Genomic DNA, 25,893 nt, shown 5'->3' with positions numbered 1-25,893 from the left:
TCAGGCCGTGGCGGGTCGGGTGAAACGCTCTGTCGCGCGATCGGCCGGCCGCGTCGCCCGCGCCGCGAAACGGCCTCAATCCGGGCGCCCCGAGACGCTGTCGCCAAAAGACTTGGCGTTCGGGTCAGCTTGGCCTGAGCGCCGCGACCGGCGAGAATGCGTGGCGCCGTGAGAGGTGGCGAGGAAGGGGTTCGAGGGTCGGAAGGCGCGGATGACGCAGATCGAGCGCTACATATTCAGGATCGCGCTCGGGGCCTTCCTCACCTGCCTGATCGGGCTCACCGGCACGATCTGGGTGACCCAGGCCCTGCGCGAACTCGACCTCGTCACGGCCAAGGGTCAGACGCTTCTCGTCTTCCTGTTCATCACCGCCCTGTCGCTGCCGACGCTGATCACCGTGATCGCGCCGGTGGCGCTGTTCATCGCCTGCGTCTACGCGCTGAACAAGCTCAACGGCGATTCCGAACTCATCGTGATGTCGGCCGCCGGCATGCCGCCGCGCCAGCTGCTGCGGCCCTTCGCGACCCTCGCCTTTGCCGTCAGCGTCGTGGTCGCCTTCCTGACGATCCAGGTGATGCCCTCCTCCTTCCAGGAGCTGCGCGACGTGCTGACACGGGTGCGCGGCGACTTCGTCGCCAATGTCGTCAAGGAGGGCCAGTTCACGGCGCTCGACAACGGCATCACCTTCCATTTCCGCGAGCGCGGGGCCGACGGCTCGCTCCAGGGCCTGTTCATCCAGGACAAGCGCGAGGCCGGCAAGGCGGTGGTCTACCTCGCCGAGCGCGGCCGCGTCACGGACGTCGACGGGCAGACCTATCTCGTCCTGGAGAAGGGCAGCATCCACCGTCAGCAGAAGGACAGCCGCGACTCCTCGATCGTGAGCTACGAGCGCTACGCCGTCGATCTCGCCGCCTTCACGCCCCCGGACTCGGAGACGATCTACAAGCCGCGCGAGCGCTCGACCCTGGCCCTGCTCTTCCCCGATACGGGAGAAGGCTATTATCGCCTGCAGAAGGGCCGCTTCCGGGCTGAACTCCACGACCGGCTCTCGGCCTGGCTCTACCCGCTGGCGCTGGCCTTCATTGCATTCGCCGCGCTCGGCGATCCGCGCACCACCCGCCAGGGCCGAGGGCTGGCCGTGGCGGGCGCCGTGCTCGGCGTGGTGGCGCTTCGCATCGCCGGGTTCGCCGCGAGCAGCGCCGCCGTGCGCAGCCCCGGCGCGGTGGTAGCGATCTACGCCGCGCCGCTCGGTGCGATCGCCCTCTCCTGCCTGCTGATCTTCGGCGGCGCCCGGGTGCGCGCGGTGAACGAGCGCCTCGGACGGCAGTGGCGGCGGCTCGCGGGGGCCTTGCGGCGGCGCCCGCTGGCCGGACGCGCCTGAGGGAGCGATCATGCTGATCGGCACAACCCTCGGTCGCTACTTCGCGTGGCGCTTCGTGCGCACCATCCTGGGCGTGTTCCTCACGGTCTTCGCCCTGGTCTACACCCTCGATTTCGTCGAGCTGCTGCGGCGCGCGGGCGACGCGGAGGGCGCCTCGCCGGGGCTGATGGCGCAGCTCGCGCTCTACCGTACGCCGGCCGTGGCCGAGAGCGTGCTGCCGTTCGCGGTGCTGTTCGGCTCCATGGCTGCCCTGCTCCAGCTCTCGCGCAAGCTCGAACTCGTGGTGGCGCGGGCGGCCGGCATCTCCGCCTGGCAGTTCCTCCAGCCCGGCGCCTTCGTGGCGCTGGCGATCGGCGCGCTGGCGATTGGCGCCTACAATCCTCTGTCGGCGGCGCTCAAGCAGCGCTCCAGCGAGATCGAGGCGAAGATCTTCGCCAAATCCACCAAGGCCGGCACCGGCAAGGACCTGTGGCTGCGCCAGCGCAGCATCGACGGGCAGGCGATCATCCGCGCCGAGACGGCGATCGAGGGCACGACGACGCTGGCCGGCGTCACCGTCTTCCAGTTCGATGACGCCGGCGTCTTCACCGCGCAGGTCGAGGCGGCGCGAGCGACCTTGCACGACGGCTGGTGGGAATTGCGCGATGTGCGCGTTCTCACACGCGATGAACCGCCCGAGAGCCACGAGGTCTACCTCGTCGCCTCGACGCTGGACCCGAGCCAGGTCCGCCAGCGCTTCACCCCCCCGGAATCTGTGCCCTTCTGGCAACTTCCGGAGACCATCGCACGCCACGAGCGGGCCGGGCTGGATGCCACGCGCTACCGGCTCCAGTACGATGTGCTGCTGGCAACGCCCCTGCTCTACCTCGCGATGGTCCTCGTGGCGGCAACGGTTTCCTTAAGGTTCTTCCGCTTTGGTGGGGTCGGAAAACTGGTGCTCGGCGGGGTGAGCGCGGGCTTCGTGCTCTACGTCGCGCGGCAGGTCATGGAGGGCCTCGGAGCGTCGGGGATGGTCGCACCGACAGTGGCGGCGTGGTTCCCCGCCGTGGTAGGAAGCTTGCTCGGTACGCTCACGCTTCTCTACCAGGAGGACGGCTGATGTGCGGTTGTCCGGGTCGGGACGGGTTCGGTTGTGGTCGTCGTGCAGGGGGCTGCACAGGGTTCGAGGGACGCGTTGCGTAAGGTCGCCGACATCGCGATCACGGTCTCCATGGCCGCACTGCTGACGGCAGCCTTCGGGCTCGCCGCGCCGCGCGCCCATGCCCAGGCCGGGCTGGAGAAGCTAGCCGGCTCGAAGGAGAAGGACGGGAAGGGCCAGCGCCTGCTCGTCGAGGCCGACGAGCTGATCTACGACAACGACCGCAACACCGTGACTGCCCGCGGCAATGCCGAGCTGCATTACGGCGCCCGCACGCTCCAGGCCGACCGGGTGCGCTACGACCGTGGCACGAGCCGAGTCTTCGCCGAGGGCAATGTCCGCCTCACCGACGAGACCGGCGCCCTCGTCACCGGCGAGCGCATGGAGCTGACCGACGACTTCAAGAACGGCTTCGTCGACGCGCTTCGCATCCAGCAGACCGTCCAGCTCAAGGGCGAGACGGTGCGCACCCGCATCTCCGCTCCGCGGGCGGAGCGAATCGCGGGCGAGCAGTCGAGCTTCGACTACGCCACCTACACCGCCTGCGAGCCGTGCAAGGACCATCCGGAGACGCCGCCGCTCTGGCAGATCAAGGCGGCCAAGATCATCCACAACAATGAGACCCATACGATCAGTTACGAGGATTCGACCCTCGAACTCGGTGGGATCCCGGTCGCCTACCTGCCCTATTTCGAGTCCGCCGACCCGACGGTGAAGCGCAAGACCGGCTTCCTGACACCGCGCTTCATCACCTCGACGGCGATCGGCACCGGTGTCGCGACCCCGTTCTTTCTCAACCTCGATCCGAGCTACGACCTGACGCTCTCGCCCGCCTTCGTTTCGCGCCAGGGCGTGCTGGGCCAGGCCGAGTTCCGCCAGCGGATCGACAACGGCAGCTATAATCTACGCCTGTCGGGCATCTTCCAGACCACGCCCTCGGCCTTCCTGCCGGGGCCGCTGGGCGCGGCCGACCGGGAGTTCCGCGGCTCGGTCGAGTCGCGCGGGCGCTTCTTCATCAACGAGCACTGGCGCACGGGCTGGGATCTCGTCGGCGTGACCGACAAGTGGTTCCTCGACAATTACCGCATCCGCAACCAGAGCATCACCACCGACTATTTCCGCGAAGCGGTCTCGACCGCCTACCTGATCGGCCAGGGCGACCGCTCCTGGTTCGAGGCGCGCGGCTACTACTTCAAGGCCCTGTCGAGCTTCGACTGGCAGAAGGAGCAGCCGGTCGTCCTGCCCGTGATCGATTACGACAAGCGCATCGACGGGCCGCAGCCCATCGGTGGTGAGGTGCGGTTCGAGGCCAATGTCACGAGCCTCAGCCGCGAGGCGACCGACTTCCAGGGCATCCCGCGCACCGGCAGCTACCTGTTCGCCCCGAGCGTCAACGGGATCAGCTACCCGCTCTACGAGACCTGCACCACCTTCGTGCGCGACCGCTGCATCGTGCGCGGTTTGGGCGGCGTCGACACCCGGCTCTCGGCCCAGGTCTCCTGGCGCCGCAGCTTCATCGACGATTTCGGCCAGGTCTTCACGCCGTTCACCTATCTGCGCACGGACGCGTTCTTCGTGAACCCGAGCCGCTCGGGCTTCCAGAACGCGCTGGTGAACAACATCACCACCGTCGATGACGGCTTCTCCGGCCGCGTCATGCCGGCGATCGGCCTCGACTACCGCTATCCCTTCGTCGCCGATTTCGGCGGGCTCGGCGTTCACACCCTGGAGCCGATCGCCCAGGTGATCGCCCGGCCCTCCGAGACCCGGATCGGCCGGCTTCCGAACGAGGACGCGCAGAGCCTCGTCTTCGACGACACCTCGCTGTTCCAGTGGGACAAGTTCTCCGGTTACGACCGGGTCGAGGGCGGCGTGCGGGCCAATCTCGGCGCGCAGTATTCCGTCGTGACTCCGACTGGCTGGTACGCCAACCTGATGTTCGGCGAGTCGATCCAGGTCGCGGGCGTGAACTCCTTCCGCCGCGGGGATCTCGCCAATGTCGGCATCGATTCCGGCCTGGAGAACCGCCGTTCGGACTTCGTCGGCCGCTTCCAGCTCTCGCCCAACCAGAACATCAGCTTCATCAGCCGTGCTCGCTTCGACCAGCGCGATTTTGCCGTGAACCGGTTCGAGACCGGCGTGACCGCGCGCTTCGCGCCGTTCCTGCCGCTCGAGACCTCGCTGTTCTACTCCTACTACGAGGCGCAGCCGGCTTTGGGCTTCGCCCATCGCCGCGAGGGCGTGACGGCCTCCGCCACCTACCGCATCACCCCGAATTGGTTCGTCACCGGCTCGGCGCTCGTCGACCTCACCCACTATCTCGACACGCGCGATACCTTCACCGACTACTACACCGCCTACCTCGCCAACCCGGTCGGCCTCGCGCCGGTCTACAGCAATCCCGGCAAGGCCTATCTCTCGGGCATGAGTCTCGGGGGCGGCTATCAGGACGAGTGCACCACGGTCTCGCTCAACTACATCGTCTCGCCCATCGCCACCGCGATCGGCGTGCGCGAGCGCAACCAGACCGTGCTGCTGCGCCTGGAGCTGAAGACGCTGGGCGAGGCGGATCTGCGCCAGAACGTCAGCACCTCGACGACCGCCGACGGCATCGCCTCGGTGCGCTGACGGCGAAACGCGCGGGGATACGCCGGTGCAGCCGGGCCACGCCGTCCGCGAAACGGCGTGAGCCGCCCCGCCTGCACCTCCTCCTCGCTTGACCCTGCCCGGCCCGCCCCCGACGGTGGCGCGCAAAACCGGACGGGAACGGACATGGCCCTTCTTCAGCGGCTCCTCTCCTACGCCTCCTCGGCCTTCGGCCTGCCGGCCACCGCCGAGGCGGTGCCCGACGGCAGCGAGGAGCATCTCGCGGCGACCGCTTTGCTCGTCCACGTCGCCCGCGCCGACGGCGTGCTCGACCCGGCGGAGGCCGAGCGCCTGGTGCGGCTCGTGCGTCGCCGCTACGCCGCCAGCGATGCGGAGGCGCAGAGCCTGATCGAGCGCGCCGCCGCCTTCGAGACGCAGACCCGCGACATGACGAGCCTCGTCGAGCTGATCGGCAGCGATGGCAGCAGCCCGGAGGAGCGGACGCGGCTGCTCGCCATGGCGTGGTCCGTGGCCGGCGCCGACGGCGAGGTACACGAGTTCGAGGAGGCGCTGGTCTGGCGCCTGGGCAAGCTGCTCGGCATCGACGAGGCCGGCATCGCCGCCGCCCGCAACCGCGGCTTCCGCGAGCCCGCCGGCGCGTGAAGGTTCGTCCCGGATTTCGAAAAGGCGAGCCTTTTCGCGGGTCCAGGGCAGAGCCCTGGAACAGTGCCGGGGCGCTGCCCCGAGACCCCGCCAAAGGGATGATCCCTTTGGAATCCCGGACAAAATCATGATCGTCAGCCTGACCCTGATCCTGCTCGCCCAGCTTCTCGGCGAGGTCGCCGCTCGCGCCGCCGGCCTGCCGGTGCCGGGGCCGGTGATCGGCATGGCGCTGCTCCTCGGCTTCCTGGTGCTGCGCGACCGGACGCAGCCGGCCTCGACCCGCTGGCTGCCGCCGCCGCTGGTCGACGGTGGGCTGGAGGGCACGGCCAAGGGGATGCTCGCGCATCTCTCGATCCTGTTCGTGCCGGCCGGCGTCGGCATCGTCGGCAAGCTCGACGTGCTGGCGAGCCACGGGCTCGCGCTCGCGCTCGTCCTCCTCGTCTCCGTGACCCTGACGCTGGCGGCGACCGTGCTCACCTTCGTCGCGGTGTCGCGTCTGCTTGAGCATCGGCCCGAACGGTGGTGGCCGGCTTTCGGAAAGAGCCGATGCAAGGACGGTGATCGCCGATGAGCGGCGAGTTCGCTCTCTGGGTTTATCTGAGCCACACGCCGCTGCTGTGGCTCACCGTGACGCTGTTGGCCTACGCGGTAGCCGACCGCTTCTTTCAGGCGGCGGGGCGGCACCCGGTCGCCAACCCGGTGATCCATGCGATCTGGATGATCGGCCTCGTGCTGACCCTCACCGGCACGCCCTACCGCGCCTATTTCGAGGGCGCGCAGTTCGTGCACTTCCTGCTCGGGCCGGCCACGGTGGCGCTGGCCGTGCCGCTCTACGAGCGGCGGGCGACGGTGATGCGCGCGCTTCTGCCGATGCTCGCCGCCCTTTCGGTCGGCTGCATCACGGCGATGACCTCGGCGCTCGTCCTCGCGAAGCTCGCCGGCATCCCCTACGATGTGCGGCTGGCCATGGCCCCGAAATCCGTGACCACGGGCGTCGCCATGGGCATCGTCGAGGCGCTCGGCGGGGACCCGACGCTCGCCGCCGTGCTGGTGATGCTGACCGGCATGGCCGGCGCGGTGATCGTCACGCCGCTGATGCGCAGCCTGCGCATCGAGGACATGCGCGCCCGCGGCTTCGCGGCGGGACTCGCCGCCCACGGGCTGGGCACCGCCCGCGCCTTCCAGGTCAGCGAGGTCGCCGGCACCTTTGCCGGCATCGCCATGGGGCTGAACGCGTTCCTGACCGCGGTTCTCGTGCCGGTGGCGGTCAGCTTCCTGCGCTGAGCCCCGTATTGCGCCGGAGTGCAACGCGCCGTAAACCTCAGCGCAATCGCTCGGACCCGGTGAAAGCCCGGGTGGCTCTTCCGGCCGCCGATCCGCCGGACCACGCATTCGCGACGCTTCCCTCCCGCCCCGCATTGCCGGCGGAGCCCGCGTCCCTCTGCGGATTTTTCTCGATGTCATCGACTCCCAAGACCGCCCGCGGGCGGTTCGCATCCACTTGGTTCGGCTCTCCCTGGGCCGACACCCTCTCCGGAATCGTCGTGGCGTTGGCCCTGATCCCGGAGGCGATCGGCTTCTCGGTGATCGCCGGGGTCGATCCCAAGGTCGGCCTCTACGCCTCAGTCGTCATCGCGATCGTCATCGCCTTCGCCGGCGGGCGCCCGGCCATGATCTCGGCCGCCACCGCCGCCACCGCCGTGGTGATGGTCGATCTCGTGCGCGACCACGGCGTCCAGTACCTGTTCGCCGCCACCATCCTGATGGGGGTGTTCCAGATCCTGGCGGGGCTCGCCCGGCTCGGGCGGCTGATGCGCTTCGTCTCGCGCTCGGTGATGACGGGCTTCGTCAACGCGCTGGCCATCCTCATCTTTCTGGCGCAGCTCCCCGAACTCACCGGCGTGACACCGGCGACCTACGGGCTGATCGCGCTCGGGCTCGCCATCATCTACGGCGTCCCCAGAGTCACCCGCGCCGTCCCCTCGCCGCTCGTGGCCATCGCCGTGCTCACTGCGCTCACAGCCTATTTCGGGTTCGATGTGCGCACCGTCGCCCATCTCGGCGCGCTGCCGACCGCCTTGCCGAGCTTTGCCCTGCCGGAGGTGCCGCTGACGCTGGAGACCCTGCGCATCATCCTGCCCTACGCCGCGACGCTCGCCGCGGTCGGCCTCTTGGAGAGCCTGCTCACCGCGCAGATCGTCGATGACATGACTGATACCGGCAGCTCCAAGAATCGGGAATGCATGGGCCAGGGGCTGGCCAACATGAGTTCGGCGGTGTTCGGCGGCATGGGCGGCTGCGCCATGATCGGGCAATCGGTCATCAACGTGTCGTCAGGCGCCCGCGGCCGGCTCTCGACCCTGGTGGCAGGGAGCTTTCTGCTGGTGCTGCTCGTGCTCTTGCAGGATCTGCTGGCCATCGTCCCGGTCGCCGCGCTGACCGCCGTGATGATCATGGTCTCGCTCAATACCTTCTCCTGGCGGTCGCTCCTGGAGCTCCGCACCAACCCGCTGCCCTCGTCCCTGGTGATGCTCGCGACCGTCGCCGTGGTGGTCGCCACCCGCGACCTCGCCATCGGCGTGCTCGTCGGCGTCCTGCTGTCGGGCGTGTTCTTCGCCGGAAAAGTCGCGCGGATGAGCCGGGTCACCTCCGAGCTCTCGCCGGACGGGAGTACGCGCACCTACCGGGTGAGCGGTCAGGTGTTCTTCGCCTCTGCAGGCACCTTCGCCGAGGCGATCGACCTGCGCGAGCCGGTGGAGCGCCTCGTCATCGACGTGCACGCGGCGCATTTTTGGGACATCTCGGCGGTGGGCGCTCTCGACCGCGTGGTGATGAAGGCCCGCGCCAACGGCAAGACCGTCGAGGTCGTGGGCCTCAACGAGGCCAGTACCACCCTGGTCGAGCGCTTCGGCCAGCACGACAAGGCGGAGGCCTCGCTGCCGGCGCATTGAGGGGCGCCGAAGAAGGGTGTGTGTTCCCTCTCCGCGCAGGCGGCGCGAGGGACGGACGTACGTCCTGTCCTATCCCCCCGCTTCCAGCGCCCGCGCCAGCGCCACGAACCCCGCCACCGGAATCTCCTCCGCCCGCGCCGTCCCCGGCAGGCCGGCGGTGGCGAGCAGGCGGACGGGGTCGGCGGTGGCGGCTTTCAGGCTCTGGCGCAGCATCTTGCGGCGCTGGCCGAAGGCGGCGCGGGTCACCCGTTCGAGATCGGCGATCCGGCAGGGCAGCGGCTCGGGCCGCGGGCGCAAGTGGACGATGCTGGAGGTGACCTTCGGCGGCGGCACGAAGGCGGTCGGCGCCACGTCGAACAGGATGGTCGCCTGCGTACGCCAGCCGCAGAGCACGCCGAGCCGGCCGTAATTGGCCCGGTCGCTTTCATCGGCGACGATGCGCTCGGCCACCTCGCGCTGGAACATCAGCGTCGCCGATTCCCACCAGGGCGGCCAAGGGTCATCAGTCCGGTCGCCGCGGGTTTCGGCGCCGAGCCAGCCGGTGAGCAGCACGGTGGCGACGTTGTAGGGCAGGTTCGCGACGATCCTGACCGGCCCGTCTCCGACCAGCGGGCGCGGGTCGAAGCCGACCGCGTCGGCATCGATCACGTCGAGCCGGCCGGGATAGTGCGCGGCGATCTCACTGAGCGCCGGCAGCGCGCGGGGGTCGCGCTCGATCGCCACCACGCGCTTGGCGCCCGCCGCCAGCAGCGCCCGGGTCAACCCGCCCGGGCCGGGGCCGACCTCCACCACCGTCACGCCGTCGAGCGCGCCCGCCGAGCGGGCGATGCGGCCGGTCAGGTTGAGATCGAACAGGAAATTCTGGCCGAGCGCCTTCTTCGGCTCCAGCCCGTGCCGCCGCACCACCTCGCGCAGGGGGGGCAGGCCGTCGGTGCTCAACGCTTCGGTGGTCATCGGCGAAGAGGCTCAGGCGCGGACGGGAAAGGGTGTGACGTTGTCCGTCGGCCGCTGCGCGAGGCGCTGCGCCAGCCGCAGGGCAGCGATCAGGCTGTCGGGCCGGGCGATGCCCTTTCCGGCGATGTCGAAGGCGGTGCCGTGGTCGGGCGAGGTGCGCACGAAGGGAAGCCCCAGCGTCACGTTCACGCCCTCGTCGAAGGCCAGCGTCTTGACCGGGATCAGCGCCTGATCGTGGGTGGGGGTGAGCGCCACGTCGTAGGTCGCCCGCGCCCGCTCGTGGAACAGGGTGTCGGCCGGCAACGGTCCCCGGATGTCGATGCCCTCGCTGCGAAGCGCCGCGACGGCGGGCGCCAGCACGTCCCGGTCCTCGGTGCCCATTGTGCCGGATTCGCCCGCATGCGGGTTGAGGCCCGACAGGACGAGGCGGGGGTGTTCGAGGCCGAAGCGGGCGCGCAGGTCGGCGTGGACGATGCGCGCGGTGCGCTCGACCAAACCTTGCGTCAGCAACTCGGGCACGCGGCGCAGGGCGACGTGGATCGTCACCGGCACCACGGCGAGCGTGTCGCTCCAGATCATCATCACCGGCAGCGGCGGCTCACGCCCCTCTCGCGCGGCGAGCGCGGCCAGAAACTCGGTATGCCCCGGATGGGCGAAGCCGACCCGTGTGAGCACGAACTTGGCGATGGGGTTGGTCACCACGGCCGAGGCCGCGCCGGAGCGCACCAGATCGACGGCGGCGGTGATCGACTCGACGATGGCGCCGGCATTGGCCGAATCCGGCGCGCCGGGCGTGACGATCACCTTCGCGCCGCTCGGCAGCGGCAACACCGGCAGGGCGCGGGGAAACACCTCGACGGCATCGTCCGGCTCGACCTCGGCCACCGGCACCGACAGGCCGAGTCGGTAGGCGGTGGCTTCCACGAATTCGGGATCGCCGATGATCTGAAACGGCGGCACCCCCCGATCGCCCCGCAACTGCCACGCGGCGAGCGCGATCTCGGGTCCGATCCCGGAAGGATCGCCGAGGGTGAGGGCAAGCGGTCTGTCGTCGGAGGCCATGGCGGGCTTATAGCGCGGTTTGACCGATCGCCGAGGGGATTCGAGGGATGGGCTGAGAGGTGGCTGGCCGCTGTGCCGACCGCCGTGATGAGGACCCGTGGGTGCGCTCATCGCCGCTGGTCTGGCCCATGACTTATGAGGGATCGGTCGGGTTCTGAAGCCGTGGTGTCTGCTTCCGACCCTTGCGGACATTCGACCCGCTTCCGCCGAAGGTCCGGATGGGTCGGTAAGCGGACCCTGCCGGCATCCTAGCGCCAGCCGGGCGGACGAGCGCCTGAGGATTTGAGGTGAGCAGACCGAACGGTCTGACCTGATCCAGCGTTAAGGGTCCCCAGGTCTGAGGATCCGAGGATTGATCGATGTGGAGCTGGCGGATCATGGATCGGGCGCCCCGTGATGGCCGCTGGATCATCGCCATCAACCGGCGCGAGCCGGACCGCCGAGCCGTCATTCGCTGGGATCCGGGCAGCATCGAGGACAGCGAGCCCTGGCGGGTCGCTTCGTGCGACCACGGCTACGCGTCGGACGCTTTCACAGACTGGATGCCCTTTCCACCTTGGCCAGCTCAGGGCGAAAAAGCAGACGCGAGCCAGAGCGAGACTCCGGCGGCGCTGGGCGGTGAGACGTTGCCGAACGGGTTGTGAGGCCTCGAAGGCTAAGCACTACGCTGGTGCCCTCGCCGAGTTCGGCTTCGATCCGGATCCCGCGGCTCGACTGGTGAGCCGTGCTCAACCTGCTCTGCGGGCTGGGGCAGGACCGGAGGCAGCTTCATCCGCGGCGCGGCCGCCGGGACGACCCGCGTCGGCGGGATCGGGCTCAGCCCGCTCCGGCGCTGACAGCGTCAATGGCGGCGCGTTCCCGGTTCGGCTCCGGAGATGCCGCGGTTGGCTTTTGATCCGAACTGGTCCGCCGATCCGGGCGAGAGGTGAGGCCGCGCTTCCAGTCAATTTGGTACATGCACCACGTAGATACAGGTATGTTCTCGCAGGCATCCGCTTAAGCAGGCGAGAGCGCCTCGCGAGCAGGAGCGTGAAGAAGGCGGGTGCGTTGTAGCGGATGTAGCGCGGAAGGTTCTCGAACCATTCCGCACTCAGGCGCGCATCCCGTTGCACGCGAGCGAGTGCGCGGTGACGTCGATGGCCGAACGCGTCTAGGGCGCGGGGAAGGCTGTCGTGCTCGCTCAAGGCCGAGGCGAGCGCGACCGCGTCGTCGATGGCGAGACGCGTTCCCGAACCGATCGTGAAATGTGTCGTATGTGCGGCGTCGCCGATCAGCACCAAGTTGTCCGCGTGCCACGTTCGGTTGACCAACGTGCGGAAGCTCAGCCATGGCAGTCTGTTACCATTGCCATCGCGGCTGATCAGTTCGTGGCCGTCGAGATGCTTGGCAAATATGCTCTCCAGTACCCGCAACTCGGCATCCGCGAGCATCATGCCAAAACCGAGCCCATTCCACGTCTCCGGTGCGCATTCCACGATGAATGTACTCACTCCCTCCTTGAAGGAGTAGGCGTGAAACCAGACCCATCCGGCGCTGGTCGGAACGAATCCGAAAGTGAAGGAAGGAAATAGCTGTGTCGTTGCGAGCCAGATGTATTTGTTGCGGCCGGCTTCGATCTGCGGCCGGAACTGATCCGCGCGGCGCCGACGCAACTGACTCGCGACACCGTCTGCCGCCACGATGAGGTCGGCGTCAGCGACCTGACTCAGCTCGCTGATCTCGCTCTCGAACCGCACGTCGACGCCTAGCGCGAGCGCCCGCTCGATTAGGATCTGCAGGAGGCGACGACGGCATATGCCGTAGCCCCCGCCTACGGAGTGATGCGGCGGTTGCCCCTCGACGTCGATCACTTGCCCGGACCAGGGAACCGCCTGATCCGCGATCGCCTGCGCGCTGTCCGGATCGTTGGTCCGCAGGGTGGCAAGAAGATCGTCCCAGAAGACGACGCCCCACCCATGTGTCGTTCCCGCTGGGTTTCGCTCGTGGACGACGATCTCATGGTTCGGGTTGCGCCGCTTCATCACGATCGCGAAATACAATCCGGCAGGCCCTGCACCGACACATGAGATCCGCATCAAGACTCTCCATCTAGTCTGATGCTTCATGCATCATGACATGAGATGACTCTGCTAGAGCATCGTCCCGAAAGGTGGCATCGGCTTTCGGAAAAAGACGAGGCAAAACAGGGGCCTAGAGCATCGTCCTGGATACGGTATTCGGGACGATGCTCTAGATCATGATTTCATGTATATTTTGGTGTCGCACTCACGGCAACAAAAGGCCTTCCTGCGTGCATCAGGAACAACGGCGTTTTTTGAAGGATGCAGGAATGCTGATGATCATCCTGCGTGACAGTGCAGCCGTGGCAGCGCGACGGAAGCCGGCGATGAGAGCTTGAAATGGACCACCAACGAGCGCAACGTCGATTCTGGATGATGGTCTTAACCCCAAGGGGCTACGCCCGCCTCTTTGTCTGCCTGCATGGGCGTGACATCCCTCCGCAGCCAGCTTGGGCGTCGGAGCCGCCTCTGACCGACCCCCGATGCCGGGCCATCATCGGAACGGGTCGCACAGCCGGCTGTGAGAAAGCTTAAGAGGAGGACCGGCGGCCTCAACCTCGATGCGCATGGAGCACAACGCTCAGGACGTTGTGACGGCCGGACCGATCTACTGGTACAAAGGCAGCTTTAGGGAGGTCAGCGGCTATTCGAGAAGGCCGGACCGTAGGTCCGCTACTGGCGCAAAGCCGCCGTTCAGCATCCGCGCGCTGAACAGCGGGTTTCCACCCATTGCGGATCTCGGGACCCAAGGTCAAACTGCCGACCTCTCCCTAAATCTCGATGCGCCCACCCCCCGGCGCCCCGCCGGCATCGAGCCCCACGCTCTTCACGATGGCGAAGACCGGGCGCCCGACCGCGAGCCCCAGGTCGCGGGCCGAGGCGCGGGTGAGGCGGGCGGCCAGTGTCGCCTGCCCGCAGGTCACCTCGACGAGGCAGGCGGTGCCCTCCTCCCGCAGGGCGGCGACGTGGCCCAGCAGGACGTTGCGGGCGCTCAAAGCTTCGGGGCGGGCCAGCGCCAGCAGCACGTCGCGGGCGGGCACCCGCAGGTTGAGCTGGCGGCCCTCAGGGGCGTCAATCAACGGCAGGTCGAGGGGGCCGGCCGGGCCGGTCAGGCGCGTCAGACCGGTTGCGGGATCGTGGCGCTCGACCCGCATGGCGAGCACGCTGCCGGCTTCCGCGCCGTCGGGGATCAGGTCGGGCCGGCGCAGCACGGCATCGACCGGGCCGCTCGCCGCCACGCGGCCCGCCTCCAGCACCACCACGGTGGAGGCGAGGCGCGCGACCTCCGCCACCGAGTGGCTGACATAGACGATGGGCAATCCGGCCTCGTCGCGAAGCCGCTCGATATAGGGCAGGATCTCGCGCTTGCGGGCCTCGTCGAGGGCCGAGAGCGGCTCGTCCATCAGCAGCAGCCGCGGGCGCGCCAGCAGCGCCCGGCCGATCGCCACCCGCTGCCGCTCGCCCCCCGAGAGGCCGGCGGGGCGCCGCTCCAGCAGCGGGGCGATGCCGAGGAGATCCGCCACCGCGTCGAAGCGCGGCCCGCCCACGCCGCGGGAGAACAGGCGGCCGAAGCGCAGGTTCTGCCGCACGCTGAGATGCGGCATCAGCCGCGCCTCCTGGAACACGCAGCCGATCTGCCGCCGATGCACCGGCACGCGGATCCCGAGCTCCGTGTCGAGCAGAACGGTGCCGTCGGCGACGATGCGCCCGCGCTGCGGCTGGGCCAGACCGGCGATCAGGTCGATCACCGTGGTCTTGCCCGAGCCCGAGCGCCCGAACAGGGCGGTGAGCCCGGCGCCCGCGCTGAAGGCGACGTCGAGCGCGAAACCGTCGCGGCGGAGGGAAACGTCGACGTCGATGGTCATGCAGCCTCGGCCTGAAACCGTCCGGCCGGCTTCTCAGCAAAACCGAGGCGGAGACAAGAGGCTCGATGGGCGGGGGCTCATAGGCGTTCTGCCGCGTTGTCGGCGCAGGATCCGAAAGGCGCCCGATGATCACCGTCCACCATCTGGAGAACAGCCGCTCGCAGCGGGTGCTGTGGCTGCTCGAGGAACTGGGGCTCGCCTACACGGTGAAGCGCTACGCGCGCGACCCCGCGACGATGCTGGCCCCGCGCGAACTCCGGGCGGTGCATCCACTCGGCAAGTCGCCGGTGATCGAGGCGGAGGGGCGGGTGGTGGCGGAGACCGGCGCCATCGTGGAGTTCCTCACCGCCCGTGCCGGCGGCGCCCTGACCCCGGCGCCGGACACGCCGGAGCGGGACCGCTACACCTATTTCCTGCACTACGCCGAGGGCTCGGCGATGCCGCCGCTTCTGCTCAAGCTCGTGTTCTCGCGGCTCGCTCCGGGGAGCCCCGCCCTGCTTCGCCCGCTGGTGCGGGCGGTCGCGGCCAAGGTGATGGGCGGCTTCGTCGATCCGGAGCTGCGCCGCCACGCCGCCTACTGGGAGGCGGAACTCGCCGAACGCCCCTATTTCTGCGGCAGCGACTTCACCGTGGCCGACATCATGATGAGCTTCCCCCTCGAAGCCTTTTCCGCCCGCGGGACGGGAGCGGGCCCGCGGGTGACGGAGTGGCTGGCGCGCCTCCATGCGCGGCCCGCCTACAAGCGAGCGCTGGAGCGGGGTGGGCCTTACGCCTATGCGTGAAGGGGGTTTGTGAGCGGGATATTATTCCTTACCGTTCCACCCCGATCCGCCGGCTCATCCGCCGCGCCAGCGCCTCCGAGGCCACGAGCGCCAGCATCGAGACCGCGACCGAGACCAGGGTCAGGCGCAGCGCCCCCGCCTCCCCGCCCGGCACCTGGGTGAGCGTATAGATCGCCGAGGGCAGGGTCTGGGTCTCGCCGGGGATGTTGGAGACGAAGGTGATGGTCGCGCCGAACTCGCCCATCGCCTTGGCGAAGGCGAGCACCGCACCCGCGAGGATCCCGGGCAGGCTGAGCGGCAGAGTCACGCTCAGGAACACCAGGGGCGGTGCGGCACCGAGCGTCGCCGCCGCCTGCTCCAGCCGCCGGTCCACCGCCTCGATCGACAGGCGCATCGCTCGCACCATCAGCGGAAAGCCCATCACCGCGCAGGCGAGCGCCGCGCCGGTCCAGCGGAACGAGAACACGAGACCGATCTCGGCGAGCCACGCCCCCAGGAAGCCCCGCCGGCCGAAGGTGAGCAGCAGCAGGTAGCCCGTCACCACCGGAGGCAGGATCAGCGGCAAGTGGACCAGGCCGTCGAGCAGGGCGTGACCCGGAAAACGCCGTCGTGCCAGCAGCCATGCCACGAGCAGGCCCAGCGGCAGGCTCGCCAGCGTCGCGACGGAGGCGACGCGCAGGGACAGCAGGAGGGCCGTCGTCTCGTCGGGGCTGAGGCCGAGCCAATCCGAGGGTCCGCTCACGGCGCCCTCCCCGAAGGAGCGGGCGGGACGGACACGGTCATCCGCCGGGCCTCGCCCTCACGACCCTTGCCGGCAACGCCCTTGCCTCAACGCGCCGCCCTCACAGCCCCGCAGCGGCCTTGAGGGCGGCGTTGATGCGGTCCTGCCAGCCGGGACCATCTTTCTGGAAATGCTCGAGCACCGCCCTGTCGATACGCAGGGACACGGTCTCGCGCGCGCCGGGGACGATCGGTGCCCTGGGCGCTTCCGGCGCGGCCTCGGGGGTTTTTCGTGTCACCGCCCTGAAGGCGGCTTCGGCCGCTTGACGCGGGTCGCTCGTGCGGCGGGTGCGATCAATCGCCATGGGGTTCAGGCCGTTGCCTTCTTGCGGCCGCGCTTGGGCGCGGGTGGGTTGGCGGCACGCTCCGCGGCCTCCTCGGCTTCCTTGGCGAGCCGCAGGGCCCGCAGGCGCACGGTGCGCTCGTCTACGGCCTTCACCGCGGCCAGATGCTCGGCCATGGCCTGCTGGCCCTCGCGAGCCATGCGCTCGGCCCGCTCGGCGCGCTCCGCTGCGCGGGTCTTGGCGTCGATGTCGTCGCTCATGAAAGAACTTTCGGCGAGAACTCGCGCCGCGTGAAATCCCGGCGGCGGCGCGCGGCGTCCCGACACGGGTGGGATCGGGCGCGGGACGGCAAAAAAGCCTCGAGCGGGACCGTCGAGGATTCCTGCCTTCAGACTTAGCACGAAAGCGCCGGCAAAGACCAATTCGGCCGAAGCGCAGCCGGTTTTCCCCGGCTCTTCGCGCCTCGCTCTTGCCGGAAGCGCGACGCCACCGCGGCGGCGCTCGCTCAATCCCGATCCGCGCGCCGCAGGGACCAGTGCAGGACTCCCTGCGCATCGACGAGCCACAGTGCGACCTACCCTGCCCCGCCGCGGCCCATCGCATTCGTTGTGGCGGCAAGGCTGGAGGCGGCAAGGCTGGGGGAAGGCTCTCGCAGCGCCGAGCCCCCTTCCCGCATGAGGGCCCGAACCCCATCGGCTTGATTACGAGTGCGGGCCGCTTACGGCCCTTCTCTGACATTGAGAAGATCGGCTCCGGACCGAGGGACGTGCGATGCGGTGCTCGACAGCGAAACGCTCAACCCTCAGGGATGGCTTGAAGCTCCGCCGTGCTGGCCAGGATCGTCTCCTGCAACGCCGTCGCGACGGCATGCTGGCGGCCTGAGCCGAGCACCACGAACTCGACCGCGCCGATCGACGGCAATCCGGCCGTCTCCGGGACCGGGGTCAGTCCCGGCGGCATCACCCTGGCCGAGTGCGGCGCGATGCCCAGACCCGCTTCGACGGCAGCGCGCAGCCCCATCAGGCTGCCGCTGGTACAGGCGATCCGCCAGGAGCGGCCCGCCGCTTCGAGGGCATCGAGCGCCAGGGTGCGCGTCATCGAAGGCGGCGGATAGAGAACCAAGGGCAATGGCAGCGCCGGATCGGGAACGAAGCCAGGCCGGCCCGCCCAGATCAGCTCCTCCGCCCAGGCCAACTCGCCGCGCGGGTCGCCGCGTCGGCGCTTGCAGAAGATCACGTCCAGTTCGCCCGCATCGTAGCCCTGGTAGAGGGCCCGGCTGAGCCCGACCGTCAGCTGCAGATCTACGGAGGGGTGGCAATCCGCGAAACGCGCCAGAACCTGGGCCAGGGCCGACAGGGTGTAATCTTCGGAGACGCCGAGGCGGATGCGGCCGCGCAGGCCGCCCGGCGAGAAGAAGGCGCGAAGCCGGTCGTGCGCCTCCAGCACGTCGCGGGCGAAGCCGATCATGGCTTGGCCGTCCGGCGTCAGGGCGACCCGGTGTGTGTCCCGCATCAGGAGGGAGCGGCCCAGCGCCTGTTCCAGCCGCGTGATATGCCCGCTGACCGTAGATTGCCGCACGCCGAGCGTCTGCGCAGCGGCCGTGAAGCTGCCGCTCTCAAGTACGGCCAGGAAGGAGCGGATCTGCTCGACGTTCAGGTTGCTCATCATGGTTCGTGATAACCGATATCCATACCGCTCCGGAGCCCGGCAGGCTTAGGGTCCAGACCGAACCCGCTTCCCAGCACCATCGCCAAGCGTCTCCCAGTGACCGCTCCCCTTGCCATAGCCATGATCTTCATCAGCGGCTTCGTCGCGATCCCGGTATTCGGCAGATGGGCGCATCAGGTCACGGAGGGGCTCGCCTTCCTTCTCGCGACCGTCGTGCTGGTGATTGCGATCATGCTCCTTTGTGATCGCTGGCCGGATTACTACGCCAATCCTCAGGTGCCGGTTGCCATGACGGCAACGCCATTTGGCGATTAGCGCATCGCAACGCATCCATCGCCTGCAGATCAGGGAAAGCCTCGTGAAGCCGCAGATCACGGGTGGCGGCACGTCCGCTGGAACCGCCCTCGCCTTCGTCGCCGGCTTCGTCGATGCGGCGGCCTTCATCGCGCTAACAGGCCTGTTCACGGCCCATGTCACCGGTAACTTCGTCCTTATCGGTGCCGAATTGGTCGCGAGTTCGACGGGCGTGCTGGCGAAGCTTCTGGCGCTGCCCGTCTTCATGGCGGCGGTGGCGGGGTCCCGCATCTTCGCGCTGCTCCTGGAGCGACGGGATGCCGATCCGCTGCCCTGGCTGCTCGCCGTCGAGGCGGCCCTCCTCGCGGGGTTCGGCTTGTGCGGGACCCTGTTGTCGCCGCTGGATGCGCCGGACGGTGCCCCGGCTCTGGTCGTCGGCATGCTCGCCGTCGCGGCCATGGGCGTGCAGAACGCGATCGGTCGACTCTCGCTCGGTCACCTCGCTCCGACCACGGTGATGACCGTGAGCGTAAGCCAAGCCGTCATCGACGCAACGGATCTCGCCCTGAGAACGTCCGGGAACCCCGCTCAGACGCGCGCGCGCCTGCTGCGTGTGCTACCGGCCATTGTGGCCTTCGCCGCAGGCGCCCTGTGCGGAGCTTTCGGGATCGCCTATCTGGCCTTCGGCTGCATCACGCTGCCGATCATGGTCTTGATCAGCTTGATCGTCCTGGCGATGGCGCCTGCCGAAGCAGACGCCGTGACTTGAGCCACGCCAGAGATATCCCAAATCGATGGTCGACCAAGAAGGCCGCATAATCGAACGTCCGCTTCTGGGCGATGAGGGAACCTCTGCTTCCCACCCCCAATGGTCCTTCATAAAGCCAAGCTGATTGGGCTTCGGCTCTGGTCCCCTTGTCCTAGCTTCCCAGAAGCCAATGCTATTTGCGAAAGCACCGACCGATCCATTTCCGTAAGATCGTTGTCGCGGTCCTCGCGAACAGTTCGGCCAAGGGCGGCCTGATCCAGTCTCGTGCGGAGGGAGCATGCCGGTTCTGTCGGGCGGCTGTCTGTGCGGTGCCGTGCGCTACGAGGCGCGCTCCCCGCCGCTCCGGGTCACGCTCTGCCACTGCCGCTTCTGCCAGCACGTGACCGGATCGAGCCACCTCGTCGAGCCGCTCTTCGCCCGCGACGACCTGCAGGTCACCGCGGGCGTGCCAACCGTGTACCGGCACCGCTCGGAGGGCAGCGGCAAGCACCTCGACCTGCATTTCTGCGCCGTCTGTGGGACGACGCTGTTCATGACGTTCGAGCGCTTCCCCACCCTGTGCGGAGTGTATGCCGGGACGCTCGACGACCCGGCCGCGATCGAGGTGCGACCCGACAACGCCAAGCAGGTCTTCGTCGCCTCGGCACGGGCCGAGGCGGTGCTCCTGCCGGGCCTCGACACCTTCGCCGGACCGGCCATAGACGCGGCGGGCGTGCCGCAGGCGCCGTTCGTGCACGACGCCCCCCATAGGGTCGGCCGCCGGGGAAGCGAACCGTTCCCCGGCGAGCCCGAAGGATCGCATCCCCGCTGACGCGGGGCATCACCCCGATCAGCCGCGGATGAAGGCGAGGAGGTCGGCGTTGAGCCGGTCCGCGTTGACGGTCAGCATCCCGTGCGGCAGGCCCGGATACGTCTTCAGCGTGCCGTTGCGCAGGAGCTTGATCGACTTGTGCGCGGCGGCGCCGATCGGCACGATTTGGTCGTCCTCGCCGTGGAGCACCAACGTCGGTACGGAGATCGCCCGCAGATCCTCGGTCTGGTCGGTTTCCGAGAAGGCCTTGATGCCCTCGTAATGCGCCTTGGCCGAGCCCATCATGCCCTGCCGCCACCAGTTCCGGATCACGCCCTCATGAACCGTCGCGCCGTCGCGGTTGAAGCCGTAGAACGGGCCGGTCGGGACATCGAGGAAGAACTGGGCTCGGTTGTCGGCCAGCGCCTTGCGGAAGCCGTCGAACACCTCGATCGGCAGACCCTCCGGGTTTGCCTCGGTCTTCAGCATCAAGGGGGGCACGGCGCTCACCAGCACCGCCTTGGCCACGCGCCCCTGCGGCTCGCCGTGGCGGGCGACGTAGCGAGCGACCTCGCCGCCGCCGGTGGAGTGGCCGATATGGATGGCGTTCTTCAGGTCGAGAGCCTCGGCGACCGCCGAGGCGTCGGCGGCGTAGTGGTCCATGTCGTGCCCGTCCGGCACCTGCGCCGAGCGGCCGTGGCCGCGCCGGTCGTGGGCCACGACGCGAAAGCCTTGGCCGACGAAGAACAGCATCTGCGCGTCCCAGTCGTCCGACGAGAGCGGCCAGCCGTGATGGAACATGATCGGCTGCGCGTCCTTCGGCCCCCAATCCTTGTAGAAGATCTCGGTGCCGTCCCGGGTGGTGATCGTGGCCATGACTGTCTCTCCTCGACGGTAGTGGGTGGGGTGGAGCAGCGTCCGGATCGGGCCGCGGCGGCCGATGCTTGACGGTGGGAGAATGAACCCATGCCGCAGATTTGAAAATCAGAAACGATTGAAATGTATCGTTTCCAAAAGTGGTATGCCGCACTTTTCGCGGGGTGCGAGTCCGCTTTGCAAATGCGAGGTCGGCCCGCTCGGCCGCGGCCATGAGATCTCGGCCAGTGAAGAGCCGGCAGGGATGGTAAGAGTTTCGCCGCGGTTGTGGAACACGCCCGTCGCACCGAAAGGGTGGGACCGAACTGCCGGGATCGATCACGGTTTCCACCTCGGCCGGTGCCCCCTCTGTTCGGGGAGGTCAAGGTCCGTTACGGCGCGGTCGGTCGCCCGGCCGGATCCGATTCGAAGCCTATGAGGACCCCCGCCCGATGGCGAGACATCGCTGGACCGTCGCCGACATCCCCTCCCAGGCCGGCCGCCGCGCCGTCGTGACGGGAGCGAGCGCCGGGCTCGGGTTCGAGACGGCGCGGGCGCTGGCCGGGGCGGGTGCGTCGGTGGTGCTGGCGGTGCGCAATCCGGAGAAGGGGGAGCGCGCCGCCGCGGCGATCCGGCGGGAACATCCCGGCGCCGACCTGTCCGTGCGCCCGATCGATACCGCCTCGATCGCCTCCGTGCATGCCTTCGCTCAAGCCTGGCCGGCGGAAGCGCCGATCGACCGGCTCGTGCTCAATGCCGGCATCGCCGCGGTGCCCCGGCGTGAGGAGAGCGCGGACGGCTTCGAGCGGCAGCTCGCCACGAACTATCTCGGCCATTTCGCGCTGACCGGACTGCTCCTGCCGGTCCTGAGCCCCTCGGCGCGGGTGGTGTCGGTGGCGAGCCTCGCCCATCGCAGCGGAACGATCCGGTTCGACGACCCCCACTGGCGCGAGACCTATGGGGCACAGCCCGCCTACCGGCAGAGCAAGCTCGCGCTCCTGATGTTTGCCCTCGAACTCGACCGGCGGCTCAAGGCGACGGGCTCCGGCATCGCCTCGCTCGCGGCGCATCCGGGGCTCGCCGTCACCGAGGTGTTCCGCCGGGGCGACCGGGCGGGCGCGTTCCAGCAGGGAGCGGGGCGGATCATCTTTTCGCTGATCGGCCAGCCGGCGGCGCAGGGTGCCCTGCCGATCCTCTACGCCGCCACCGCGCCGGAGGCGGAGCGCGGCGGCTATTACGGACCGGACGGGCTCTGGGAGGCGCGCGGCGGTCCGAAGCCCGCCGCTATCGCCGCCCGCGCCCTCGACCGGGCCGCGGCCGATCGGCTCTGGGCGATGTCCGAGACGCTCACCGGGGTGCGGTTCGCCCCGTGATCCCCCGCCCTCCCGTCAGGCGACGTTCCGCGTGGGCCGCCGCGCCTGCCTGACGGCCTGAGGGATGAGTTCGATCAGCCCGGTGACCTCGCCGGAGGGCCGGGCCGGGCTGTAGAGGAAGCCCTGCGCGCTGTTGCAGCGCCGCAGCCGCAGCATTTCCGCCTGCTGCTCCGTCTTGCCGCCCTCGACCGTGACGTCGATCCCGAGGCCGCCCGCGATGACCATGATAAAGCGCGTCGTCACGAGTGGCCGCGAGTAGACCTCGTCCGGCCAAGCCTCGATCAGGCTGCGGAGCATGGTGGCAAGCACGGACGGCAGCGCGCGCCTCGGCGAGCGCCTCGCGCAGCGGCGGACTGCCCGTCTCACAGACCCGAAACGTTCCTGCGGATGACATCGTGGCAACCTCTCCGCCGCGAACCTCCCCCACCATCGTTAAGTTTTTGGAAGACCGATTGTCGCGAATACGTGCCGGAGGAAAATTTTTGCGGCAGCGAATTCGTTTGATGAACGCCTGATTGACGTGTTTGGTAGCGCGCTAAGCGGCATTGTTCGCGCTGCTGCGGGATGGATACCGTATCGAAGCCGCGCATTGGATGTGTCTTGCTTCCTAGGATTGACTTATTGGTATTGGAGGTTTGTGCGAAGACTGCACGATCAGAGTGTCTCACGAAACTCTTGGCCACTGCCCGTTTTCTTTCCGATTGCGATGGTACCGCGGGCGTTCTGCGGGAGACACTCGGTCGTCACCAATCCAGAAACCGGCGCGACGCGCGAAGGCGAGACCTTCGGTGCCGTTGAGGGCGCGATCGGTGTCCCGGTTCGGATGACTGGATCGGGCGGCCGCCTCGCGCCGGCCAAGGGGAGACGATTTCGGGCCGGCTGCGGGAGCGTCCCGAGGCTTCGAGACGATGCCCCTACAGCCATTTCTTCCAGCGGAAGAATACGTAAGGCAGCACCGCGGCCACTACCATCATGCCGACCGCGGCCGGATAGCCGAAATGCCAGTCGAGCTCCGGCATGGTCTTGAAGTTCATGCCGTAGATCGAGGCGATCAGCGTCGGCGGCATGAACACCACCGCCATGACCGAGAACAGCTTGATGATGTTGTTCTGTTCCAGGTTCACGAGGCCGAGCGTCGCGTCGAGCAGGAACTGGATCTTGGCCGAGATGAAGGTCGCGTGTTCTTCCAGCGATTGCAGGTCGCGTAAGGTCGAGCGCACGTCCTCGCGCAACTCGCGCGGAGCCTTGGCCGTGCGGTAGGTGGCCGAGAGCGAGAGCAGGATGCGCTCCATCGAGACCAGGCTCTCGCGCTGCTTCGAGATCAGGTCGCCGTGCCGCCCGAGCGAGCGCAGCGTGTCCTGCAGCGCGTTGTTGCGCGAGGACGGGTCGCCCTTGTCCTCGAAGATTTTTCGCGAGAGGCGGTCGATCCGCTCGCCCTGGAGCTGGAGCACGTCGGCGGCGCGGTCGATCACCGCCTCGATCAGCCCGGCCAGGATCGACTCGCCCGAGACCGAGCGCGACGGCCCGTTGCCCGTCGCCCGGCCGGCGCGCTGAGTGTACATCCGGAACGCCTGCGGCTCCTCGTAGCGCACGGTGATGAGCCGGTTGTCGCGCAGGATGAAGGTGATGCCGGCCAAGCCCGGCTCCTCGGAATCGCTGACGCGGGAGAGCACGCGCCCCGTCATGTAGCGGGCGCCGGCCTCGACGTAGAGCAGCTCGGAGGGTTCGATGTCCTTCATCTCCTCGCGCGTCGGCACGGTGATGCCGAGGAAGGATTCGACCTTCACCTCCTCCTCCCGCGTCGGGCGCACGAGGTCGAGCCAGACCGTGTCCTCGGGGATCGGCTCCTGCAGTTCGAGGTAGCGGCGCTCCAGCACCGTCTGGGTGTCGCCCGCGACGGGCTTGTGCGTGAAGATCAAGGCGTTGCGACCTGTGGAAGCTTCAGTCGAGCGCCCCGGGAGGGGCGACGCTTGTCTCCGGCACGAAGAAGTCCGGCGCAAGCGGGACGCCTGCTGTGACGCGGTATTTTGAAAAGTCCGTGACGCCCTCCTCGGCCAGGAAGGTGTCGTCGATCAGGAAGCGCCCGGTGAAACTCATGGCCTCCTTCAGGAACACGGCGTGGGCCGCGTCGGCCATGATCTCGGGCGTGCGGCTCGCCTGCATCAGGGCGTCGCCGCCGAGCAGGTTCCTGACCGCCGCCGTGGCGATGGTGGTGCGCGGCCACAGGGCGTTGACCGCGATGCCCCTGCCCCGGAGTTCGCCCGCCAGCCCCAGCACGCACAGCGACATGCCGAACTTCGCGATTGAGTAGGCGAGGTGCGGCGCGAACCATTTTTCCGCCATGTCGAGCGGCGGCGAGAGCATCAGGATGTGCGGGTTCTCGGCCCGCTCCAGATGGGGGATCGCGTACTTGCTCACCATGTAGGTGCCGCGCGCGTTGATCCCGTGCATCAGGTCGAAGCGCTTCATCTCGGTCTTGGGCGTGTTCGACAGCGAGATCGCGCTCGCATTGTTGACCACGATGTCGATCCCGCCGAACGTCTTGGCCGTCCGGTCGAGCGCGTCCTTCACCGCCTCCTCGTCGCGCACATCGACCGTCAGCGGCAGCGCCCGGCCCCCGGCCCGCTCGATGTCTTCGGCCGCCGTGAAGATCGTGCCCTCCAGCTTCGGATGCGGTTCGGCGGTCTTGGCCGCGATGGCGACGTTGGCGCCGTCGCGGGCGGCGCGCAGGCCGATGGCGAGCCCGATGCCGCGCGAGGCGCCGGTGATGAACAGCGTCTTTCCTGCCAGGCTCATGCGTCATCCTCTCCGATCCGGAAGCGCTCCGGCTGGCGGCCGTCGGCGTCGGTGAAACCGTAGGCGCGGGCGAGATCCCCGACATGGACCGTCCGCCCGGCCCGGTCCAGCACGGACGGGTCGGCGGCGAGCGCGGCCAGCGCCCGGCCGGCATAGAGCGGGCTCTCGGTGGCGAGCGCCTCCTGGCCGAGATCGCGCACCCGCTCGGTGGCGACGAAACCCGGCGAGAGGCTCAGCGCGCAGACGCCGTGCTCTCTCAGCTCGGCGGCGCAGGCGAAGGCGAGCCGGTTCGTCGCCGCCTTGGCGAGGTCGTAGTAGATATCGCCGAGATACGTCTCGGTGCCGAAGGAGACGAAGGCGATCAGCCCCTGCTTCGCGGCGACCATGGCCGGCGCGACAGCGCGGGCCAGAAGCAGCCCCGGATACGGCCCCGTCCCGAGATACTGCGCGAACGGCTCGGCCGAGCGACGCCAGAACGGCGTGCCCCAGGCGGCGCCGTCGGGGTAGCGCTCGCCGTCATAGCCCTCGTTGCCGCCCCAGACGCTCGACGCCGCGACATCGATCCGCCCGAACCGGCGCAGCGCCCAGTGCACGAGTTCGTCCACCGCCCGCTCGCTGGTGTGGTCGCACAGGTAATGGTGCCCCTCGCCGCCGGCCGCATCGACCTCGCGGGCGGTGTCCTCGATCGCCTCCGGCCGCGTCTCGGTGCGCCGCCCGGTCTCGGAGGAGCGCGCGGTGACGATCACCGTCGCGCCCGCCTCCCCCAAGCCCCGCGCGAGCCCGCGCCCGACCCCGCGCGAGGCCCCGGCCACGAGGCAGACTTTTCCGCGCAACGAGGGCAT

The 25,893-nt window shown here is 68.8% G+C and carries 26 protein-coding genes and 1 other annotated feature; of the genes, 13 read left to right on the top strand and 13 right to left on the bottom strand.

The genetic code is table 11. The annotated features are described in order from the left end of the window. The first annotated feature begins 211 nt into the window (after positions 1 to 211). From lptF to FHU13_RS23380, 7 genes are all read left to right on the top strand, one after another. Complete coding sequence (gene lptF / locus FHU13_RS23410) at positions 212 to 1,381, top strand: LPS export ABC transporter permease LptF (protein ID WP_183438248.1); 1,170 nt, start codon at positions 212 to 214, stop codon at positions 1,379 to 1,381. Between the two features lie 10 nt (positions 1,382 to 1,391). Further along, a complete protein-coding gene (gene lptG, locus FHU13_RS23405; RefSeq protein WP_183438247.1) occupies positions 1,392 to 2,480 on the top strand; it encodes an LPS export ABC transporter permease LptG in 1,089 nt (362 codons plus the stop codon). A gap of 33 nt (positions 2,481 to 2,513) precedes the next feature. Then, on the top strand, positions 2,514 to 5,147 hold the full coding sequence (locus FHU13_RS23400; protein ID WP_183438246.1) for an LPS-assembly protein LptD: 2,634 nt from the start codon (positions 2,514 to 2,516) through the stop codon (positions 5,145 to 5,147). A gap of 144 nt (positions 5,148 to 5,291) precedes the next feature. Further along, entirely contained in the window at positions 5,292 to 5,768 is a 477-nt protein-coding gene (locus FHU13_RS23395) for a TerB family tellurite resistance protein (RefSeq protein ID WP_183438245.1), read from the top strand. 127 nt (positions 5,769 to 5,895) lie between these two features. Beyond that, a complete protein-coding gene (locus FHU13_RS23390) occupies positions 5,896 to 6,339 on the top strand; it encodes a CidA/LrgA family protein (RefSeq protein ID WP_183438244.1) in 444 nt (147 codons plus the stop codon). After that, positions 6,336 to 7,052: an LrgB family protein gene (locus FHU13_RS23385; RefSeq protein ID WP_183438243.1), complete on the top strand. Its 717-nt coding sequence runs from the start codon at positions 6,336 to 6,338 to the stop codon at positions 7,050 to 7,052. Before FHU13_RS23390 ends, FHU13_RS23385 begins: the two co-directional genes overlap by 4 nt. Before the next feature lie 49 nt (positions 7,053 to 7,101). Beyond that, positions 7,102 to 7,157: a sequence feature (sul1 is cis-regulatory element that is thought to sense ions involved in sulfur or methionine metabolism; They are found in Alphaproteobacteria), on the top strand. Between the two features lie 68 nt (positions 7,158 to 7,225). Continuing rightward, a complete protein-coding gene (locus FHU13_RS23380; protein ID WP_183438242.1) occupies positions 7,226 to 8,719 on the top strand; it encodes a SulP family inorganic anion transporter in 1,494 nt (497 codons plus the stop codon). Positions 8,720 to 8,788: 69 nt separating this feature from the next. Here the strand turns inward: FHU13_RS23380 and rsmA are convergent, their stop codons facing one another. Then, positions 8,789 to 9,673, bottom strand: a complete 885-nt coding sequence (gene rsmA / locus FHU13_RS23375) for a 16S rRNA (adenine(1518)-N(6)/adenine(1519)-N(6))-dimethyltransferase RsmA (RefSeq protein WP_183438241.1) — start codon at positions 9,671 to 9,673, stop codon at positions 8,789 to 8,791. A 12-nt stretch (positions 9,674 to 9,685) separates the two neighbouring features. Beyond that, positions 9,686 to 10,735: a 4-hydroxythreonine-4-phosphate dehydrogenase PdxA gene (pdxA, locus tag FHU13_RS23370; RefSeq protein WP_183438240.1), complete on the bottom strand. Its 1,050-nt coding sequence runs from the start codon at positions 10,733 to 10,735 to the stop codon at positions 9,686 to 9,688. Positions 10,736 to 11,094: 359 nt separating this feature from the next. Here pdxA and FHU13_RS23365 point away from each other — a divergent pair, with 359 nt between their 5' ends. After that, the gene (locus FHU13_RS23365) at positions 11,095 to 11,379 is read left to right on the top strand and encodes a hypothetical protein (protein ID WP_183438239.1); all 285 of its coding nucleotides are present in this window, start codon (positions 11,095 to 11,097) and stop codon (positions 11,377 to 11,379) included. 84 nt (positions 11,380 to 11,463) lie between these two features. Here FHU13_RS23365 and FHU13_RS23360 read toward each other — a convergent pair whose 3' ends face one another. Both FHU13_RS23360 and modC read right to left on the bottom strand, forming a co-directional pair. Next, positions 11,464 to 12,774, bottom strand: a complete 1,311-nt coding sequence (locus FHU13_RS23360; RefSeq protein ID WP_246714822.1) for an FAD-dependent monooxygenase — start codon at positions 12,772 to 12,774, stop codon at positions 11,464 to 11,466. Between the two features lie 791 nt (positions 12,775 to 13,565). Beyond that, positions 13,566 to 14,660 carry a molybdenum ABC transporter ATP-binding protein gene (gene modC / locus FHU13_RS23355; RefSeq protein ID WP_183438238.1) on the bottom strand — a complete coding sequence of 365 codons (1,095 nt, stop codon included), beginning with the start codon at positions 14,658 to 14,660 and terminating at the stop codon, positions 13,566 to 13,568. 125 nt (positions 14,661 to 14,785) lie between these two features. Between modC and FHU13_RS23350 the strand changes: the two genes are divergently transcribed. Beyond that, entirely contained in the window at positions 14,786 to 15,442 is a 657-nt protein-coding gene (locus FHU13_RS23350) for a glutathione S-transferase (protein WP_183438237.1), read from the top strand. Between the two features lie 28 nt (positions 15,443 to 15,470). Here FHU13_RS23350 and modB read toward each other — a convergent pair whose 3' ends face one another. The 4 genes from modB to FHU13_RS23330 form a co-directional block, all read right to left on the bottom strand. After that, positions 15,471 to 16,184, bottom strand: coding sequence for a molybdate ABC transporter permease subunit (modB, locus tag FHU13_RS23345; protein WP_183438236.1), 714 nt, complete (start codon positions 16,182 to 16,184; stop codon positions 15,471 to 15,473). Positions 16,185 to 16,284: 100 nt separating this feature from the next. After that, a complete protein-coding gene (locus FHU13_RS23340; RefSeq protein ID WP_183438235.1) occupies positions 16,285 to 16,527 on the bottom strand; it encodes a BrnA antitoxin family protein in 243 nt (80 codons plus the stop codon). Positions 16,528 to 16,532: 5 nt separating this feature from the next. After that, complete coding sequence (locus tag FHU13_RS23335) at positions 16,533 to 16,766, bottom strand: hypothetical protein (protein WP_003605770.1); 234 nt, start codon at positions 16,764 to 16,766, stop codon at positions 16,533 to 16,535. Between the two features lie 535 nt (positions 16,767 to 17,301). After that, entirely contained in the window at positions 17,302 to 18,171 is an 870-nt protein-coding gene (locus tag FHU13_RS23330) for a LysR family transcriptional regulator (protein ID WP_183438234.1), read from the bottom strand. 99 nt (positions 18,172 to 18,270) lie between these two features. Here FHU13_RS23330 and FHU13_RS23325 point away from each other — a divergent pair, with 99 nt between their 5' ends. The 3 genes from FHU13_RS23325 to FHU13_RS23315 all read left to right on the top strand — a co-directional run bounded on the left by FHU13_RS23325 (position 18,271) and on the right by FHU13_RS23315 (position 20,048). Further along, entirely contained in the window at positions 18,271 to 18,489 is a 219-nt protein-coding gene (locus FHU13_RS23325) for a hypothetical protein (RefSeq protein ID WP_183438233.1), read from the top strand. Positions 18,490 to 18,532: 43 nt separating this feature from the next. Beyond that, positions 18,533 to 19,237 carry a YoaK family protein gene (locus FHU13_RS23320; protein ID WP_183438232.1) on the top strand — a complete coding sequence of 235 codons (705 nt, stop codon included), beginning with the start codon at positions 18,533 to 18,535 and terminating at the stop codon, positions 19,235 to 19,237. A 277-nt stretch (positions 19,238 to 19,514) separates the two neighbouring features. Further along, positions 19,515 to 20,048 carry a GFA family protein gene (locus FHU13_RS23315; RefSeq protein ID WP_183438231.1) on the top strand — a complete coding sequence of 178 codons (534 nt, stop codon included), beginning with the start codon at positions 19,515 to 19,517 and terminating at the stop codon, positions 20,046 to 20,048. Between the two features lie 18 nt (positions 20,049 to 20,066). Here FHU13_RS23315 and FHU13_RS23310 read toward each other — a convergent pair whose 3' ends face one another. Further along, a complete protein-coding gene (locus tag FHU13_RS23310) occupies positions 20,067 to 20,903 on the bottom strand; it encodes an alpha/beta fold hydrolase (RefSeq protein WP_183438230.1) in 837 nt (278 codons plus the stop codon). A gap of 431 nt (positions 20,904 to 21,334) precedes the next feature. Between FHU13_RS23310 and FHU13_RS23305 the strand changes: the two genes are divergently transcribed. Further along, the gene (locus tag FHU13_RS23305) at positions 21,335 to 22,255 is read left to right on the top strand and encodes an oxidoreductase (RefSeq protein WP_183438229.1); all 921 of its coding nucleotides are present in this window, start codon (positions 21,335 to 21,337) and stop codon (positions 22,253 to 22,255) included. A 15-nt stretch (positions 22,256 to 22,270) separates the two neighbouring features. Here the strand turns inward: FHU13_RS23305 and FHU13_RS27995 are convergent, their stop codons facing one another. From FHU13_RS27995 to FHU13_RS23285, 4 genes are all read right to left on the bottom strand, one after another. Continuing rightward, positions 22,271 to 22,552, bottom strand: a complete 282-nt coding sequence (locus FHU13_RS27995) for a hypothetical protein (protein WP_246714821.1) — start codon at positions 22,550 to 22,552, stop codon at positions 22,271 to 22,273. A 617-nt stretch (positions 22,553 to 23,169) separates the two neighbouring features. Beyond that, a complete protein-coding gene (locus FHU13_RS23295; protein WP_183438228.1) occupies positions 23,170 to 24,174 on the bottom strand; it encodes a magnesium transporter CorA family protein in 1,005 nt (334 codons plus the stop codon). Between the two features lie 22 nt (positions 24,175 to 24,196). Continuing rightward, positions 24,197 to 25,051, bottom strand: a complete 855-nt coding sequence (locus FHU13_RS23290; RefSeq protein WP_183438227.1) for an NAD(P)-dependent oxidoreductase — start codon at positions 25,049 to 25,051, stop codon at positions 24,197 to 24,199. Then, a complete protein-coding gene (locus tag FHU13_RS23285) occupies positions 25,048 to 25,893 on the bottom strand; it encodes an SDR family NAD(P)-dependent oxidoreductase (protein ID WP_246714820.1) in 846 nt (281 codons plus the stop codon). Before FHU13_RS23285 ends, FHU13_RS23290 begins: the two co-directional genes overlap by 4 nt.

This window comes from Methylobacterium sp. R2-1 (assembly GCF_014191355.1).
Taxonomy (GTDB): domain Bacteria; phylum Pseudomonadota; class Alphaproteobacteria; order Rhizobiales; family Beijerinckiaceae; genus Methylobacterium.
The sequence above is the reverse complement of the archived record's forward strand: the minus strand, read 5'-3'. Positions and strand labels throughout refer to the sequence as shown.